Origin of the sequence: Phyllobacterium sp., from assembly GCF_037994425.1 — a bacterium.
In the GTDB taxonomy this organism is placed as follows: domain Bacteria; phylum Pseudomonadota; class Alphaproteobacteria; order Rhizobiales; family Rhizobiaceae; genus Phyllobacterium.
Window position 1 is genome coordinate 24,522 of record NZ_JBBNAM010000120.1, and the last position, 16,667, is coordinate 41,188.

Here is a 16,667-nt window from a genome sequence, read left to right on the forward strand (position 1 = left end):
GTCATTCGACGCGGTATCCGACTTCTTCGGCAGCGTGGCCCAGAGTCTGCCAGAACGATCTGGCGAAGGTGCGAAAGACATAGAGGTCGAAGGTCTCGTCGTCGATGCGCTGGATGTTGGCGTGAATGTCATGATGCAGTGTCGCGCGGCCATAGGCGACCGGAAAGGCATGCTCCGAAAAATCGATGGCAAAGAGCTTCGACAGCACCCATTCGGCACGTGGCCCGCCAACGCGAATGACTGTCCGCCCATGGGTGAGATCGATGAGGGTGGCAAGCTCGGAAGAAACGACCGAGCGCAGGCGCAATTCGAGTTCGGGGGTCGCGCCGACGACGAAGTAGCGCCCCGGCGCAAAACCGAAGACCGATTTCTCGCCGGCGACGCGGCCAAGCCCCGGCTTGTTCTGCAGGACAAGGCCCGTTGCGCTGCCAATGGCAGTCAGCACATCGGGAATGCTGTCGCTCCAGGCGGTAATCTGGATGATAGAAAGCCCTGTCCGCTCGCGGATAGTGACGCCAACGCCTCCCGCTGCATTGCCATGATCGCCGGCTACATAGACGGCGCCGAGTGGTGATTGGATCTCAACCATGCATCCGGCTCCCTTCTGGATCATACATATGGTGGCTGACGATCTCGACCGGGCAGTGCTTGCCGCGAAGCAAATCCGTGGCGAAGGCGCGGTTGCCGATCATAGACGTTCCGTGCTTGACGAGCGCGAGCGCGATATATTTGCCGAGGGCAGGCGAATAGCAGGCCGCGGTGACATGGCCGAAACTGTCCGCGGGTTCGCGTGGCCGCGCATCGGTGACGATGTGGCTGCCGCCGGTGATCGCCTGATTGTCGAGCGAAATGAGGCCTACAAGAGAAAGCCGGTTCTCGTCCTTGAGCCCGTCCCGGTTGATCATGGCCGAGCCGATATACGGTTTTTTCTTGGACAGCATCCAGTCGAGGTGGAGGTCATGGGCGCTGGCGCGACCGTCGATCTCGGCGCCGGTCACATGGCCTTTCTCGATGCGCAACGTGCCGAGTGCCTCGAGGCCGTACGGCATGACATCGAACGGTTTGCCTACCGCAAGCAGGGCTTCCCATACCTTTGTCCCGAATCCCGCGCCGCAATAGACTTCGTAGGCGAGCTCGCCCGAAAAGGAGAGGCGGCAGATCATGACCGGCACGCCGTCGATCCTGCCGTGGACGATACCCATGAATGGTAGCGTGTCATTATCCACCTTCGTGCCGGTGACGCAGGCTTCGAGCAGGGCGCGGGACTTCGGCCCGGCTACGGCGGTTCCCGCCCAGACATCGGATACCGAGGTCAAGTGCACGCGCAATTCCGGCCAGACGCAATCGAGATAATATTCGAGATGCTGCATGACCGGACCAGCGTTGGCGGTCGTCGTCGTCATCAGGAATTGCGTCTCGCCGAGCCGCCACGTCGTGCCGTCGTCAAAGGCAAGTCCGTCTTCGCGCAGCATCAGACCATATCGCGTCTTGCTGACCGGCAAGGTCGAGAACATGTTGGTGTAAACGCGGTCGAGGAGTTCCGCAGCGTCCGGACCCTGAATATCGATCTTGCCAAGCGTCGAGACATCGACGATTCCGACGCTTTGGCGAACGGCGCGGGCTTCCCGGACATAGGCCTGCTCGACGGTTTCGCCATGACTGGCGTAGATCATGGGGCGATGCCAGAGACCGGCTTCATACATTTTGGCGCTATTTGCGAGGTGCCAGTCATGCATTGGCGTCAGCCGGTGCGGACGCAGATCCCCATAGCGCTCGCCGGCCAATACACCCAGCGATACGGGGGTGAAGGGTGGGCGGAAGCGTGTCGTCCCCGCCTCGGGAATCGAGATGCCACGGGCATCCGCCATGATTGCCAGCCCCGGCACGTTCGAGGTCTTGCCCTGGTCTGTTGCCATGCCAAGGGTCGTATAACGCTTGAGATGCTCGACCGAATGAAAACCTTCGCGATAGGCAAGGCGGATATCGTCGGCAGTGACGTCGTGCTGGAAATCGACAAAGGCCTTTTGCGATTTTGCCGAGGGTTCGATCTGGAAAACCGGCGCCGGCGATGCATCCAGCATCGGCGCTTCGACGGACGGTAAGACGAGCCGGCTCTTGGCCGAACCCTTGGTCGCTGCATCGGACAGAACGCTGATCGTATCCATATAGCCGGCAGCCGCGCCGGTCACCACCCAATTCTGGTTGGGCTCCGGCGGCAGGAATGCCTGCAAATCCTCGTCCCATTCCGGCTTGCCCCCGGCCTGGCTGGCAAGATGGATCGCGGGCGACCAGCCGCCCGAGACGCCGAGGCAATCAGTGCGGATTTCGCGGGGCGTGCCGGAAACGCGGCCGGTTTCGGCGTTAAAGTGCTGCACGGTGACAGAACTAAGGGTCTTGCCGGCATGTGTCCCGGTTACGGCATGGCCGAGAAGAAGCTCTGCGCTCGCAGTATTGGCGATATCGCGGCAGGTGCCCGATATGTCGGACCGGACGTCGATAATGGCGACAATGTTGACGCCAACAAGCGTAAGCGCCCGTGCAGCCTCATAAGCGCTGTCATTATTGGTGAAGAGGGTGACATTGCTGCCGGCCGCAACCCCATATTCAACGGCGAAGCGGCGCACGGCGTCCGCGAGCATGACGCCGGGACAGTCATTACCCGGAAACACCATGGGCCGTTCGAAGGCGCCGGTTGCGAGAATGGTCTTGCCGGCGCGAATAATCCAGTTCCGCTGGCGCGGCTGCCCCTTCGTCCGGTTGGGTTTGAAGTCGGATACGTGCTCCACGGCCGTCAATACGTTGCCGTCATAATAGCCCCACACCGAGGTGCGGGTCAGAAACCGCACATTTGGAAGCGCTGCCAACGCCGCTGCCTTTTCGCGCGCCCAAACGGCAGGATCGCGGCCATCGATTGTTTCGGCGGAGGCGAGCAGCGATCCGCCCGGCAAGGGCTTTTCTTCGGCAATGATGACTCGTGCGCCAGTGCCGGCTGCCGCTTCCGCCGCGATCAGGCCGGCCGGCCCACTCCCAACGACGAGCACGTCGCACCAGGCATTCATACGTTCGTAGCGATCGGGATCGGGCGCCGTTCCCGCCTTGCCAAGCCCGGCGGCGCGGCGAATGAATTTTTCGCAGAACATCCAGAACCGCGTGCCGCGCAACGGGCCGATCGCGGGACCCATAAAAGTCTTGTAGTAAAAGCCGGCTGAAAAAAGCGGCCCGGCCAACTGGTTGATCGCCATGAAATCGTGGTCGAGCGAGGGAAAGCGGTTCTGGCTCTGGGTCACCAGTCCGTCATGGATCTCAAGTTCCGTTGCCCGCATATTCGGTTCACGCACGTCACCAGAAAGCACCGTAACGAGCGCATTCGGCTCGTCGCTCCCGGCGGCAAAGACACCACGCGGCCGGTGATACTTGAATGATCGGCCAAACAGGGTGACACCATTGGCAAGGAGTGCCGAGGCGAGCGTGTCGCCGGGATGACCGCTATAGCCTTTGCCATCAAAGGTGAAGCGAACTGATTTCGAGCGATCGATGCGCCCGCCTTTGGAAAGCCGCGAACTCGTCATGCACGCCTACCGCTTGCTGCTCCACTCACTGCATCGCGTGCGAACGCAACGGACGAAATGGCGTGGGTGGTCATGTCGCGGGTAATAACAAGGTGTTGCCGGCAACCGCCGCCATGAAGCCAGTACTCGCGATGTGACCCCGAAGGATTGCTCCGGTCATAGACATAGGCATTCCAGGCCTCACGATCGCTCGACGACGGTTCCGGACGCTTTCGCGTGGCATCGCCCTGGTAGGTAAATTCGATAACGTCACGCGGTCCGCAATAGGGGCATTTGATGATCATGATCTCATTGTCTCGAAGGCGAATCGTTTGGGCGTTCATCGCAGAGTTGTTGTCGGAAAGACCAATCCAGCAGAAACCGGAGGGACCGGTCAAGTCGAGTGCCGTTGCATTAGGGCAAAATGCACGATCGAATTGCGTCCCCTGCGATTCATGGTATTCGCCAGATTATGCTACTGTCCGAAGCAAAACTCGATCACCACGATAACGGCGGGCACTATCGCTGCGCCGACCATTGCGTGCAATCAAATCGCGAGGAGCCTTGATTGTGCCGAGATCCGTGTGCAGATGCGCAATGAAGGCAGTTCACAAATGGATATGACACCGTGATTTCCCGTCCCATCCGGCAATTTGTATTGATGATTGTCGCGGTTATGCTTTTGGCCGCCATTCCCCACGCCGCGGGAGCGCAAGAGGCGCCAGCGTCACAACCTAATGCCGTATCGGGGATCGTTGCCGAGCAACGGCCGGCCATCGATGCGCTGAAGAAGAAAATTTCGGACTACGACCAGCAGAAGCAAAAAGCTGATACGGATGCGGCCCTTGCAGGTATTCGGCTCAATCTTGAAGCGACATCCAGGAAGCTGCTCGACATCGGCGTGTCATTCCGCCCGCGTATCACTGAAATCAACGCGCGCCTTGATCAATTAGGACCACCCCCGCCGCAGGGCCAGCCACCTGAAGCGCAAATAGTCACCGACGAGCGCACGCGGCTGACGACGGAAAAAGCCGAAATCAACACCGTCCTCGGCGAAACCGAAGACATGTTGATCCAGGTCAACAGGATGATCGATTCCATTGGCGAGGCCCGGCGCGAGCTCTTCACCAATACGCTGTCACAGCGTGTCGACATCAATTATTCGCTCGGCAGCGAGATCGTCGACGCCTACGGTCAGGAACTGACGACGATGAACCGCCTCGTCGCATCCTGGTGGCGTTTTGTGATCACCTTCAAATGGCAGTCGATGCTGGCTGCGGCCTTCTTCGCCGCCATTGCCGCACTGGTATTGCTGATCGGCGGCCGGCGCACGATCGGCCATCTCTATTTTCGTGATCCCGGCATCGAGGCTCCCTCCTATCTCAGCCGTCTAGCTGTCGCCTTCTGGTCAACGCTGATGCGGTCGCTTACCGTCATCGTATTCCTCGCAACGACGTACCTTTTTCTCGGGTATTTCAATGTGATGCGGCCCGATATCGCATCGTTGATCTACATGCTCTTCTGCGTAATTGGCATTGTCTTCTTCGTGCACGCCCTTGCGCAGGCTGTGATCTGCCCGGGTGCGCCGAACTGGCGGCTGGTGCGCGTTGCGCCGCGACCGGGCCGAATCCTCATGGTTCTGATCACCGCGACGGCAATGATCACCGGTCTCGACTATATCGCCGATACCATCAACCAGATCGCAGCTTCGGCGCTTTCGCTTACCGTCGCCAAGAGCCTTTTTGCCACGATGCTTGTCGGGCTACTTATCATTGCCATGGCTTTTCTGAAGCCACTTGAGGATGAAGAGACAGGAGCGATCAAGCCCTGGCCGCGAGCCATGCGAGCATTCCTGTTCACGATTGGATTGGTGCCGATCATCGCGGCGCTGTTCGGCTACATCGGTCTTGCCCGTTTCGTGTCGCAGCAGATCATCATCAACGGCGCCGTGCTTGTGACGATGTATCTCGGGTTCCTGACGGCGCGCGCCGTGTCGGATGAGAATGCGTTGGCCGGCACCAAGCTCGGCCAAGCCATCCAGAGACGGTTCGGGCTGGATGAAACGACGATGGACCAACTCGGTCTCGTTGCCAGCATTGTCATCAACGTCTTTGTCGTCATCCTCGGCATTCCCGTCATTCTCCTCCTCTGGGGCTTCCAGTGGAGCGAGATGTCGGCATGGTTCCTGACCATCGCCACAGGATTCCAGATCGGTTCCTTCAACATCTCGCTGATCGCCATCGCCACGGGCGTTCTCCTGTTCGCGCTGGTCTATTTCTTCACGCGCTGGTTTCAAGGTTGGCTCGATACGCGCGTGATGGCGCGGGGCAAGCTCGATTCGGGCGTGCGCAATTCGATCAGGACGGCCGTCGGTTATCTGGGGCTCGGGGTTGCCGCCGTCATCGGCGTTTCGGCGGCCGGCATCAATCTTTCAAGCCTCGCGCTCGTTGCCGGTGGTCTCTCGCTCGGCATCGGTTTCGGCATGCAGGCGATCGTATCGAATTTCGTCTCGGGCCTTATTCTCCTCGCAGAACGGCCCTTCAAGGTTGGCGATTGGATCGAGACCGGCGGGGTGGGCGGTATCGTCAAGAAGATCAGCGTGCGTGCAACTGAGGTCGAGACGTTCCAGCGTCAGTCGCTCATCATTCCGAACTCGTCATTCATCAATGGCAGCGTTGGCAACTGGACACACCGAAACAAGCTTGGTCGCGTCGATATCCCGATCGGCGTCACCCACAAAGTCGATCCACGCCGCGTCCATGACATATTGATGGAGATTTCCCGAAGTCATCCGCTGGTGTTGAAGAATCCCGAACCCTTTGTCGCGTTCAAGGCAATTCTCGATTCGACGATGGAATTCGAGATAAGGGTTCACCTTGCCGATCTCTCCAATTCCGGCAATGTCCAGAACGAAATCCGCTTTGCGATAATCGATCGCTTCGCCGAAGAGGGCATAGAAATCCCGCACCCGCAACGCGACGTAAACCTTCATCTCGAGGATGCCGATTCGATCGTCGAACTCCTGACGAAGCGCGTGAAGGACGAACTTGCGTCGGAAGCCAAGAAGTTCAAGCAATAGAAGTGCAGGGTGCTCGCGCCCCACAACCCATGTTCAGTTGCCGTTCAGTTTGACGCCGCTATAACTGTTATCGAAGAAGGCCAGGCGGGGCCTTGCAACAGGGGCGGTGGAGACACCGGGTAAAGGATGAAGAAATTTGTGATTGCCGTTGTTCTGGGCGCGATGTCCGTTGGCTCGGCCTACGCGGCGAGCGTGAAGAACAATGACACGAATGCGCAAACGCTTGTCGTGACCGAGGGCTCCACAAAGACCCAGCTTCAGGTCGGTGCGGGCGAGACAGTAGAATTCTGCAGCGGCGGTTGTTTCGTCACCTTTCCGAATGGCGATCGCGAGGCGCTGACAGGCGGCGAGGCCGTCGAAATCACTGGCGGCAAGATCTCGATCAAGTAAACTCGCGCGTGGCGATATCGGGGGAATGAGTGGCCGGCTGAATTGATTTTCAGCCGGCATTTGCTTTCTCAGGCCGGCGCCTGCGGCTAGTGCAAAATCCGGCGCTGAAATTTCGCGCCCCTCGCACTAAAACGCCGACAGTTTGCCGCGCGTCGCGGCGTGTTTTCGCCATGTCGCAAACAGGCCTTAGCGATGGACATGCCGGGCGGCATAGTGCAAAAAATCGGCGTAAGCTTTTCGCCCCATCGATCCATACCAAAGGATAAAGTGAAATGAAGACTGAGGCGCGTGTTGTCGTTATCGGCGGTGGTGTGGTGGGTGTCTCGACACTCTACCATCTGGCCAAGAAGGGGTGGAGCGACGTTGTCCTGATCGAGCGCAAGGAGCTTACTTCGGGCTCTACCTGGCATGCGGCCGGACTGTTGCCTCTGTTCAACATGAGCTACTCGGTCGGCCAGATCCACAAATACTCGGTCAAATTCTACCAGGAACTGCAGAAAGAGACCGGCATGAATGTCGGCTTCACCAACTGCTCCAATATTCGTCTCGCCCGTACCAAGGACCGCTGGGACGAGTATATGTATTACGCCGGCGTGGCCGAGACGATCGGTGTTCCCGTCAAGGTGTTGACGCCGCAACAGGTCAAGGAAATCTGGCCGCTGGCCGAGATCGACGGCATTCTCGGCGCAATCCAGCACCCGGACGATGGATATATCCAGCCGGCCGATCTGACCCAGGCTCTTGCCAAGGGCGCGCGCGATCGCGGCGCGACGATTTATCGATACACGACCGTGCTAGGTATCGAGCAATTGCCGTCGGGCCAATGGCTGGTCAAGACCGACAAGGGCGACATCGCGGCCGAGCACGTCGTATCGGCGACCGGCAATTTCGCCCGCAAGACCGGCAAGATGGTCGGCCTCGATGTGCCGGTCATCCCCGTCGAGCACCAGTACATCGTCACAGAACCGCATCCCGCCATTGTCGAGCGCAAGGCCAAGGGCTTGCCGGAAATGGGCGTCCTGCGTGAAAGCGATTCATCCTGGTATATGCGCGAGGAGAATGGCGGCCTGCTGCTCGGACCCTACGAGAAGGGCGCGCCGGTCTGCTATGTCGATGGCCCGTCCGACGAGAGCGAGTACGAACTCTTCCAGGAGGACCTCGACCGACTTGAAGCCCATATAGAAACTGCCATCGCCCGCGTGCCGGCCTTTGCCGAAGTCGGTATCAAGAAGGTCTATAACGGCGCGATCGCCTATACTCCCGACGGCTCACCGATCATTGGACCAGCACCGCGCCTGAAGAATTTCTGGCTCAACGAGGGCCATTCATTCGGCGTCACCGCCGCTGGCGGCGCTGGCTGGCAACTTGCCGAGTGGATCGTCGAGGGCGAACCCTCCATCGACATGATGGGCGTCGATCCGCGCCGCTTTGGGCCCTACGCGACCGAGGGCTACCTCAAGGAAAAGAACGAGGAAGCCTATGCCGAGGTCTTCTCGGTGCACTATCCGGACGAAGAGCGTGTCGCTGCGCGGCCGCTCAAGCGCTCGCCGTCCTATGATCGCCAGAAGCAACTCGGCGCCGTGTTCGGAACGGTTTATGGCTGGGAGCGGGCAAACTGGTTTGCGCCTGAAGGCTATGGACTTGATGTCGCCAAGCTCGAAAAGCCGGACGTTCTCATGAACCAGAACCACCCGAAGCCGGACGCGGAAGGCAAGGTGAAGGAGCTTTGGTCGTTCCGCCGTTCGAACTATTTCGAGCATGTCGGCAACGAGATCAAGAACGTTACCAAAAACGTCGGCCTTCTCGACATGTCGGCTTTCGCCAAGATGGAAGTCTCGGGACCTGGTGCACGGGCCTGGCTCGACTCGATCCTTGCGAATCGCATCCCGAAGAAACAGGGCCGCATCGCCCTTTGCCATCTTCTCACCAAGCGCGGCGGCGTTCGCTCCGAATTCACGGTTTACGAATGGGCGCCCGGCAAGTTCTACCTTGTCTCCGCCGGCGCTTATGAGAACCACGACCACGATTATCTTCACAAGCTACTGCCCGAAGATGGCTCAGTGACGCTCCGCCCGATCACGCAGATGTACGGCGTGCTCGTTCTCGCTGGCCCGAAGAGCCGTCAGGTTCTGGAAAAGCTCACCCGCGCCGATCTTTCCAACGAGGCCTTCCCCTGGCTTTCCGGCAAGAAGATCAGCATCGGGAGGGCAACAGCGCATGCGCTGCGCGTCAACTTCGTTGGCGAACTAGGCTGGGAACTGCATCATCCGATCGAGCAGCAGAATACCATCTATGATCTTCTGCTCGAGGCCGGCGCCGAATTCGGCATCAAGCCATTCGGTATCCGTGCGATGACTGCCATGGCCGTGGAAAAATCGTACCGGTTGATCCCGCGCGAATTGTCCATCGAATACAATGCTTTCGAGAGTGGCCTTGATAGATTCGTGCACCCGAACAAGGGGGAATTCATCGGCCGCGAGGCTGTGGTGAAAGCTCGGGAAGAAGGCTTGAAGTGGAACTTCGTCACGCTCGAAGTGCACGTGCCGGGCGTTTCCGATGTCGACGCGCGCGGCAGCGAGCCGATCTATGTGAAAGGCGAACTCATTGGACGCGCTACCCATGGTGGTTACGGGTGGCGCCTCGGCAAGAGCCTCGCACTTGCCATGGTGAAGCCCGAACATTCGGCCCTTGGCACCGAACTCGAGATCAAAATTCTCGACAAGATGCATAAGGCAACCGTCATTCCGGAGTCCCCGTTCGACACCGAGAACGAAAGGCTGAAGGCATAAGCGCCCTTGGGACAGTACGGAGTATTTACGAGCGGCGCCCCCCGGGCGCCGTTTCTGCCTTGAACCTGTGGTTGTTCAACAGAATGTGAACAGACTGGAAGTTGCTTTGAGTTGCCGCGATTTGCGCTACACTTTGGCTCATGTCATCGCGAAGGAAAGCTCTCTGCAGTTTTCTGTTACTGGCGGCAATGATCGCCAGTCCTTCGACGCGTGCTTCCGCGGATGATCTCGATGTGGATGTCGAACTCGTCCTCGCTGTCGATGCCTCTCGCTCCATGGAACCATTCGAGCAGAAGATTCAACGCGAGGGATATATCGCCGCCTTCAGGCGCAAGGAAGTCATCGAGGCCATTCGCGAAGGGGTGAACGGGCGCGTAGCCATCACCTATGTCGAGTGGGCCGGCTCTACGGTACAGCGGGTCATCATACCGTGGACCCTGGTTGACAGTGCCGAAGCCTCGGAAAAGCTGGCAAATGCGCTCGACCAACCCATTCCATCGACCCAGAGCCGCACATCGATTTCAGGTGCTATCGATTTCAGCAGTTCTCTCTTCGACAACAACGGCTTCAAGGGCATGCGCAAGGTCATCGATATTTCCGGCGATGGTGCGAATAATAATGGCCGCCCGGTCGCCGACGCGCGCGACGAGGCGGTTGCCAACGGTATTATCGTCAATGGACTGCCGCTCATGACGCGCGGCGACTTCTATTCCGATTGGGCCGTCGCCGATCTCGACATTTACTACAGCAATTGCGTGATCGGCGGTCCTGGCGCCTTCATGATCCCGGTCAATTCGTGGGATCAGTTTCCCGAGGCGGTCCGCCGCAAGCTGGTCCTCGAACTCGCGGGCAAAACGCCAACAGTTCAAAAGGCCGATTGGCGCGACGCAGGAAACCTGCCCATTATCCTCGCCCAGGACAAGCTCATGTATGACTGCCTTTCCGGCGAACGGATATGGCAACGGCGCATGCAGGATTGGGAATCCCGGTAGACCGGATCATCAAGCCCTAGGCTGCCATCAATTGCTTGCGGTCCGCGCGTTCCTGCTGCGGCGACCGGCCATAAAGTTCGCGGTAGCATTTTGAGAAGTGCGAGGCGGATACGAAGCCGCACGCCACGGCGACCTCGACAATCGGCATCGACGACTGGATCAGCAGATGGCGAGCGCGATCGAGGCGAATCTCGAGATAGTAGCGAGCCGGGGAGCGTCCCATTTCCTGGCGGAACAGCCGTTCGATCTGCCGGCGTGACAAACCGACATGGTCAGCAATCTCGATCAGCGACAAGGGCTCGGACAGGCGCGCTTCCATGAGTTCGATGATTGTCAGAACCTTTGAATTCTGGACGCCGAGACGCGCGCGCAGCGGCAACCGCTGGCGATCATGCGGGCTGCGGACCCGATCGGTCAACGCCTGCTCGCAGACGCGGTTGACGATATTGTCGCCGAAATCATCGCCGATCAGCTTGAGCATCATATCAAGTGCAGCAGTACCACCGGCGCAGGTATAGATGTTGCCGTCGACTTCGAAGAGATCCGCATAAACGTCCGCCTTTGGAAACGATTCAGCAAAGCCTGGAAGGTTTTCCCAATGAATGGCGCAGCGCTTGCCGGAGAGAAGGCCGGCGGCCGCGAGAATGTGCGCGCCGGTGCAAAGACCACCCACGGCAACGCCGCGGTTGAACTCTTCGCGCAGCCAAGCAAACACCGATTTGTTGTGGAATTTCTCGACATGAACCCCCGAACATACGAAGACCATCGACGGCCGTTCTTCGCCCGTCAGGTAGCGGCGCTCATCTTCCAGCGATGATGAGACGGCACATTCAACGCCGTTGGACGCCGTCACCGGCTTGCCGTCGACCGAGGCGAGGCGCCAGCGATAGGCTTCGTACCCAAGCATTCGATTGGCAATGCGCAGGGGCTCGATCGCCGTCGCAAATGCGATCATCGAAAAATTCGGTACGAGGAAAAATACGAAAGACCGTTTGGTGAGACCGACATGATCCATGTGATTCTATGTTCCCGTCATTGGCTTCAAGGCCATGTCGCAACTGAAGTAGCAACTTCAAATCACAGGCGCGGTCTTTTAGCTTTTTTTCAGATAGAACCATAGAATTATTCTAAATGGAAGGGTCAGCGCCTGTGTCGCAAAAGCGCAGGCATCACATATAATGAAAGGGAGCAGACAGGCCGTTATCTGCTCCCTCGAAAGGTGGATCTCATGATTTAACGCCGGGAAGGCCTGAGTTCGTTATATTCCTTGATCTGTCGCTCATAGAGGTCCGGCCAGCCGATGTCGCAACGAATGTCATCGGGGAGCGAATCAAGTGCCAATTCTGTTTCGCGCAGCTGGCGGCGGCGAGCAACGAGCTGGCGAGTTCTGTTTAGGCTTTCGGCCCAGCGATTCAACTGGTCGCTGAAGATCGATGCGATGCGTTCCGTAATGCTGGAATCGCGGTGATAAAGGTCGTCACAGGTAGCCATTTTTCTTCTCCTTTGTCGAATACGGTGGCAATTTCAATGCCGTCCGGTTCAATGATCTTGACTATCTGCCTGAGTTGATGTTCAATCAAACGAAATTACGGAACACTATGTTTCAGAAAAATTGATGGAGGATTTGGCGACATGTCAGCACCCATGCATCATCCCATCCCGATCCTGGATCTCGATGTGTTGCGCACTTTCGCCATGATCGCGGAGACGGGGAGTTTTTCGAGCGCGGCCAATGCGGTGTTTCGAACACCCTCAGCCGTCTCGATGCAGATCAAGAAGCTTGAAGAAACCCTTGGCCACGTGCTGCTCGAGCGCGATGCGCGTTCAGTCAAATTGACGCCGAGCGGCGAAGTCCTGCTCGGCTATGCCCGGCGCATGCTGGCGCTCAATCGCGAGACGGTTGCAAAGTTCATCGCGCCGACCGTATCGGGTGTCGTACGCCTTGGCGCGCCGGACGATATTGGCGAGCGCGTCCTTCCATTCGTTCTGAAGCGCTTTGCCGAAACCCATCCGGACGTGACGGTTGACGTGGTGATCGACCAGAGCAACAGCCTGCGCAAGCGGCTTGACGAGCAGCGCCTCGATGTAACGCTGGTCAACGTCAATGAAACGCTCGCCAAGGTCGATGAAGTTGAAATCCTGATGACCGAGGAAATCATCTGGGCCGGCGCGAAGTGCGGAACGGCGCATGAGCGTAATCCGCTGCCGCTTTCGATGTGGGAAGAGGGCTGCATCTGGCGTGCCAATGCGATCAGCGCGCTCGAAGGCGCGGGCAGGGATTATCGCGTTGCCTATATGAGCGCCCATACGATGGGCCAGCGCGCCGCCATTCTTGCCGATCTCGCCGTGGCGCCGTTCTCAAAGTTCCTGCTCGACGACAATATGGTCCAACTCGGCGCGGAACACGGCCTGCCGCCACTTGGTGAATCCAGGCTCGGCATGCTCGTCGCCAAGAATGCGGGGGCGCACGTGAAAGCGGTGGCCCAGCACTTGCGGGTCTATTTCGAGGGCTATGAAAGGACCGGCAGGCTCTAGGCCCGACGGCAATATTCCTTGAGCGCGCGTACTCGCTCGACACTCGTCATCTTCTGCGTAGGCGTCTCGAAGCCGAGGCGCCGCGCCCCTTCGCTGACCGGCGGTGCATCCGTCGAGCCAGACGAGTGAATTTCCGCAAACGGAATACGCTTCAGAAGCGTTTCGACATTGCTGATGTTGACGCCGGAGCCGGGCATGACCTTGATCCGGCCCGCGGCCCGTTCGAAAGTACGTTCCAGATCGTCTATGCCGTCGATGCAGGTGAGGGCGCGGCCCGAGGTGAGGATGCGTTCGAAACCGAGTCCAATGGCCGTGTCGATGGCTTCATCGAGATCTGGAACGAGGTCGAAGGCGCGGTGCAATGTAACGCCGATTCCATGGCACTGGCGCAGCAGGCGTTCAAGCGTCGTATGGTTGAGCGTGCCGTCGGCGTAGTTGGCACCGAAGACGACGCCCGCCAAACCGGCGCTGCGGACTGCATCGATCTCACGCAGCATGGCGTCAATATCACCTTCGCCAAAAACGAAGTTTCCGGGCCGTGGGCGGATCATCGCATAGACGGGAATTCGAGCAACGGCGGCTTGTCCGATGAGGCCGGGAGTCGGCGTGAGCCCGCCGAGTTCGAGCGCCGAACACAGTTCCACGCGATCGGCACCACCGGCTATAGCCGCCGCCAGTCCCTCTGGGCTGTCAACGCAAATTTCCAGAAGAACACTCATTTGGCAGCTTCCATTAACCCTAGCACGCCAGCCCCAATCAGGCCGGGCTCAATCTTCAGTTCCCCGGGGACGACCAGAGGCTTGTCGGTTTTCCGCAGGATGCGGGCGCGGACGGCTTCGTCCAGGCGGTGGATCAGCGGGACCGAATTGGCAAGCCCGCCACCGACGGGGACGATAGACGCCCCGACGACATTGAGCGTCATCGCCAGCGGGCCGCTGACGATATCAATATAGCAATCGATCGTGCGCTCCGCCGCAGCGTCGCCCGCGTTCCATGCCGCGATGATCTCCGTACTCGGCAGATTCACGCCATGAAGATGGGCATGGAGTTTTTCCATGCCGCGCGCGGCGCCCACCGCGTCGATGCACCCGACCTGTCCGCAACCGCAGGTAAAGCGGGGAATGGCAACAGGCGGGTTGCCGGCGAGGGTCGCGGACACGGGTCCGTGGCCCCACTCGCCGGCGAAGCCGCCGGCGCCCTCGTGAATCTTGCCGTTGATGACGATGCCGCCGCCAACGCCGGTGCCAAGGATAACGCCGAAGACGACGCGGTGGCCGCGACCTGCGCCGACGACCGCTTCCGAGAGCGCGAAACAATCGGCATCGTTGGCGATGAGAACGCGCCTCTGCAATTTCTCGCTGAGATCTGATTCGAGTCTACGCTGGTGAACACAAGGAATGTTGGCGCAGGTGATCCTGCCCGTATCGGCGTCGACAACCCCGGCGATGGAAATGGCGATCAAGCTCTTCGGATCGGCGCCGCCATCGGCCGCGATCTTGGCGATTGCCGCCGCAAACGCATCGAAATCGTGGAGCGGCGTCGGAACCTTGGGTAGCGGCCTTATATCTTCGGGCGAATAAGCGATTGCGCCCTTGATCGCCGATCCACCAATATCGAAACAGGCTAGCATGGGAATTCACTTCTGGAATCAATCATCATCGACGCTTGATAGCGGAAAACCCGGCGAGGACAAAGCGGCTGACGCCCTATTGGCGGTTGCGCCTTGCGGCGCGGTCCTCTCGCGAGCGCCTGCGCGGTGCCGAATCTCCGGCAATCCCATCTTCGCTGACATTCTTGCGTGGGGGCAGCGTTACGGCCTGCGACAGTTTCGGGAAGGGGTCGACCTTGTTGGGGAGTGCCATCGCATTGACAAAAAGCTGCTGGAAGTTCGCCTCCAGCGCAGTCTCGATCTTCTCGATTCGGGCAACTTCCGTTTCTATCTCGCGACGATGGTTGCGGTTGAGCAGCGCCATAAGCGCGCCCGTTCCGGCGGCGTTGCCCACGGCCTTCACCTCGGACAACTCGCAGTCGGGAATGAGGCCGAGTACCATGGCATATTTCGGATCGATGAAAGAGCCGAACGCGCCGGCGAAACGAATCGTGTCGACCGTCTCGACGCCCTGCTTTTCCATCAGAAGCTTTACGCCGGCATAAAGGGCGGCCTTGGCGAGTTGAATGGCCCGGATATCGTTCTGTGTGACGGTAAGGCGCGGTTCGCCATCATGCAGGAGGTAGGAGAAAGTACGGCCGTTGGCGATGATGCGCGGGCTCCGCTCAGCCATCGTGCCATCAACAACGCCGTCTTCCGAAATAATGCCCGAGAGATACATCTCCGCGACGACCTCGATAATCGCCGAGCCGCAGATCCCGGTGACCCCAGTCGCCTTGGCGGCTTCCGCGAATCCGTCCTCGTCGGACCATTTGTCGACGCCGATGACACGGAACTTCGGCTCGAGGGTCTGCGGGTCGATGCGTACGCGCTCGATGGCGCCCGGGGCAGCGCGTTGTCCTGAGGAAATTTCGGCGCCTTCAAAGGCGGGGCCGGTCGGCGAGGAGGCTGCGACCACGCGGGTGCTGTTGCCGAGCACGATCTCGGCGTTGGTGCCGACATCGACGAGCAGCATCATCTTGTCCTGCCGGTAGGGGCCTTCCGAGAGCGTGGCACCCGCTGCATCGGCGCCGACATGGCCGGCAATGCAGGGCAGCATATAGAGGCGTGCGCCTCGGGCGACCTCGATATCGATCTCATGCGCCCAGTACTGCAGTGGTCCGGAGACGGCGAGCGCAAACGGCGCCTGCCCGAGTTCGGTCGGATCGATACCCAGGAACAGGTGATGCATGATCGGATTTCCGACAAAGACGCAGTCAAAGATATCGTGACGGTCGACATTGCCCTCTTCGCAGACCTTGCCGATCAGCCTGTTCACGGCCTCGCGGACCGCCTTGGTCATCGCCTCGCGGCCGTCGGGATTCATCATCACGTAAGAGACGCGACTCATCAGGTCTTCGCCAAAGCGGATTTGCGGGTTCGATGTACCGGAGGACGCCGCGATGCGGCCAGACAGCAGCGAGACCAGATGCATGGCGATGGTCGTCGAGCCGATGTCGCACGCTATGCCGTAGGCTTCGTTCTTCAAGCCTGGATACAAGCCGATGATAAAGGGTCGCGAGGAATCCATGTCGCGATGGATAGCGGCAGTCACGCCCCAGTTGCCTTTGCGCAAAATGCCCTGAATCTGGGGGATCAGATGCGGTGCAATGAGCAGGTCCTTCCAGCCCCAGTCTTTTTCCAGCACTGCTTTCAGCCGGTCGAGATCGCCAAGCGGCTTGTGCA

At 59.3% G+C, this 16,667-nt stretch carries 13 protein-coding genes; 5 read left to right on the plus strand and 8 right to left on the minus strand.

The features are described from left to right. Position 1: 1 nt before the first annotated feature. The 3 genes from AAAB35_RS08660 to AAAB35_RS08670 are packed head-to-tail and all read right to left on the minus strand — an operon-like array spanning position 2 to position 3,853. Positions 2-589: a sarcosine oxidase subunit gamma family protein gene (locus AAAB35_RS08660; protein ID WP_340667826.1), complete on the minus strand. Its 588-nt coding sequence runs from the start codon at positions 587-589 to the stop codon at positions 2-4. Then, complete coding sequence (locus tag AAAB35_RS08665) at positions 582-3,569, minus strand: sarcosine oxidase subunit alpha family protein (protein WP_340667828.1); 2,988 nt, start codon at positions 3,567-3,569, stop codon at positions 582-584. Before AAAB35_RS08665 ends, AAAB35_RS08660 begins: the two co-directional genes overlap by 8 nt. Next, positions 3,566-3,853 carry a sarcosine oxidase subunit delta gene (locus AAAB35_RS08670; RefSeq protein ID WP_340667830.1) on the minus strand — a complete coding sequence of 96 codons (288 nt, stop codon included), beginning with the start codon at positions 3,851-3,853 and terminating at the stop codon, positions 3,566-3,568. The genes AAAB35_RS08665 and AAAB35_RS08670 overlap by 4 nt, the downstream gene beginning before the upstream one ends. A 323-nt stretch (positions 3,854-4,176) precedes the next feature. Here AAAB35_RS08670 and AAAB35_RS08675 point away from each other — a divergent pair, with 323 nt between their 5' ends. From AAAB35_RS08675 to AAAB35_RS08690, 4 genes are all read left to right on the plus strand, one after another. After that, positions 4,177-6,627: a mechanosensitive ion channel family protein gene (locus AAAB35_RS08675; protein WP_340667832.1), complete on the plus strand. Its 2,451-nt coding sequence runs from the start codon at positions 4,177-4,179 to the stop codon at positions 6,625-6,627. 126 nt (positions 6,628-6,753) lie between these two features. Further along, positions 6,754-7,017 (plus strand): hypothetical protein, encoded by a 264-nt coding sequence (locus AAAB35_RS08680; protein ID WP_340667834.1) that lies wholly within the window; start codon positions 6,754-6,756, stop codon positions 7,015-7,017. A 272-nt stretch (positions 7,018-7,289) separates the two neighbouring features. After that, positions 7,290-9,806 (plus strand): FAD-dependent oxidoreductase, encoded by a 2,517-nt coding sequence (locus tag AAAB35_RS08685; RefSeq protein WP_340667836.1) that lies wholly within the window; start codon positions 7,290-7,292, stop codon positions 9,804-9,806. A 188-nt stretch (positions 9,807-9,994) separates the two neighbouring features. Further along, positions 9,995-10,798 carry a DUF1194 domain-containing protein gene (locus tag AAAB35_RS08690; protein WP_340667838.1) on the plus strand — a complete coding sequence of 268 codons (804 nt, stop codon included), beginning with the start codon at positions 9,995-9,997 and terminating at the stop codon, positions 10,796-10,798. Between the two features lie 16 nt (positions 10,799-10,814). Here AAAB35_RS08690 and AAAB35_RS08695 read toward each other — a convergent pair whose 3' ends face one another. Both AAAB35_RS08695 and AAAB35_RS08700 read right to left on the minus strand, forming a co-directional pair. Then, positions 10,815-11,813: a GlxA family transcriptional regulator gene (locus AAAB35_RS08695; RefSeq protein WP_340667840.1), complete on the minus strand. Its 999-nt coding sequence runs from the start codon at positions 11,811-11,813 to the stop codon at positions 10,815-10,817. Between the two features lie 218 nt (positions 11,814-12,031). Further along, positions 12,032-12,289, minus strand: coding sequence for a hypothetical protein (locus AAAB35_RS08700; protein WP_340667842.1), 258 nt, complete (start codon positions 12,287-12,289; stop codon positions 12,032-12,034). 141 nt (positions 12,290-12,430) lie between these two features. Between AAAB35_RS08700 and AAAB35_RS08705 the strand changes: the two genes are divergently transcribed. Beyond that, positions 12,431-13,333: a LysR family transcriptional regulator gene (locus AAAB35_RS08705; RefSeq protein ID WP_340667844.1), complete on the plus strand. Its 903-nt coding sequence runs from the start codon at positions 12,431-12,433 to the stop codon at positions 13,331-13,333. On the opposite strand, the gene AAAB35_RS08710 is transcribed toward AAAB35_RS08705, so the two are convergent. The 3 genes from AAAB35_RS08710 to AAAB35_RS08720 all read right to left on the minus strand — a co-directional run. Beyond that, positions 13,330-14,052 carry a copper homeostasis protein CutC gene (locus AAAB35_RS08710; protein ID WP_340667847.1) on the minus strand — a complete coding sequence of 241 codons (723 nt, stop codon included), beginning with the start codon at positions 14,050-14,052 and terminating at the stop codon, positions 13,330-13,332. The two genes, AAAB35_RS08705 and AAAB35_RS08710, sit on opposite strands and share 4 nt — an antisense overlap. Then, positions 14,049-14,963 carry an ROK family protein gene (locus AAAB35_RS08715; protein WP_340667849.1) on the minus strand — a complete coding sequence of 305 codons (915 nt, stop codon included), beginning with the start codon at positions 14,961-14,963 and terminating at the stop codon, positions 14,049-14,051. The genes AAAB35_RS08710 and AAAB35_RS08715 overlap by 4 nt, the downstream gene beginning before the upstream one ends. 76 nt (positions 14,964-15,039) lie before the next feature. After that, the coding region (locus AAAB35_RS08720; RefSeq protein ID WP_340667851.1) for an ASKHA domain-containing protein at positions 15,040-16,667 on the minus strand (1,628 nt) is incomplete at its 5' end.

Excerpts from the sequence above, each read along its gene's own strand:
- AAAB35_RS08660 (WP_340667826.1), bottom strand. The coding sequence starts at position 589 with ATGGTTGAGATCCAATCACCACTCGGCGCCGTCTATGTAGCCGGCGAT.
- AAAB35_RS08665 (WP_340667828.1), bottom strand. The coding sequence starts at position 3,569 with ATGACGAGTTCGCGGCTTTCCAAAGGCGGGCGCATCGATCGCTCGAAA.
- AAAB35_RS08670 (WP_340667830.1), bottom strand. The coding sequence starts at position 3,853 with ATGATCATCAAATGCCCCTATTGCGGACCGCGTGACGTTATCGAATTT.
- AAAB35_RS08680 (WP_340667834.1), top strand. The coding sequence starts at position 6,754 with ATGAAGAAATTTGTGATTGCCGTTGTTCTGGGCGCGATGTCCGTTGGC.
- AAAB35_RS08685 (WP_340667836.1), top strand. The coding sequence starts at position 7,290 with ATGAAGACTGAGGCGCGTGTTGTCGTTATCGGCGGTGGTGTGGTGGGT.
- AAAB35_RS08690 (WP_340667838.1), top strand. The coding sequence starts at position 9,995 with ATGATCGCCAGTCCTTCGACGCGTGCTTCCGCGGATGATCTCGATGTG.
- AAAB35_RS08695 (WP_340667840.1), bottom strand. The coding sequence starts at position 11,813 with ATGGATCATGTCGGTCTCACCAAACGGTCTTTCGTATTTTTCCTCGTA.
- AAAB35_RS08700 (WP_340667842.1), bottom strand. The coding sequence starts at position 12,289 with ATGGCTACCTGTGACGACCTTTATCACCGCGATTCCAGCATTACGGAA.
- AAAB35_RS08705 (WP_340667844.1), top strand. The coding sequence starts at position 12,431 with ATGTCAGCACCCATGCATCATCCCATCCCGATCCTGGATCTCGATGTG.
- AAAB35_RS08710 (WP_340667847.1), bottom strand. The coding sequence starts at position 14,052 with ATGAGTGTTCTTCTGGAAATTTGCGTTGACAGCCCAGAGGGACTGGCG.
- AAAB35_RS08715 (WP_340667849.1), bottom strand. The coding sequence starts at position 14,963 with ATGCTAGCCTGTTTCGATATTGGTGGATCGGCGATCAAGGGCGCAATC.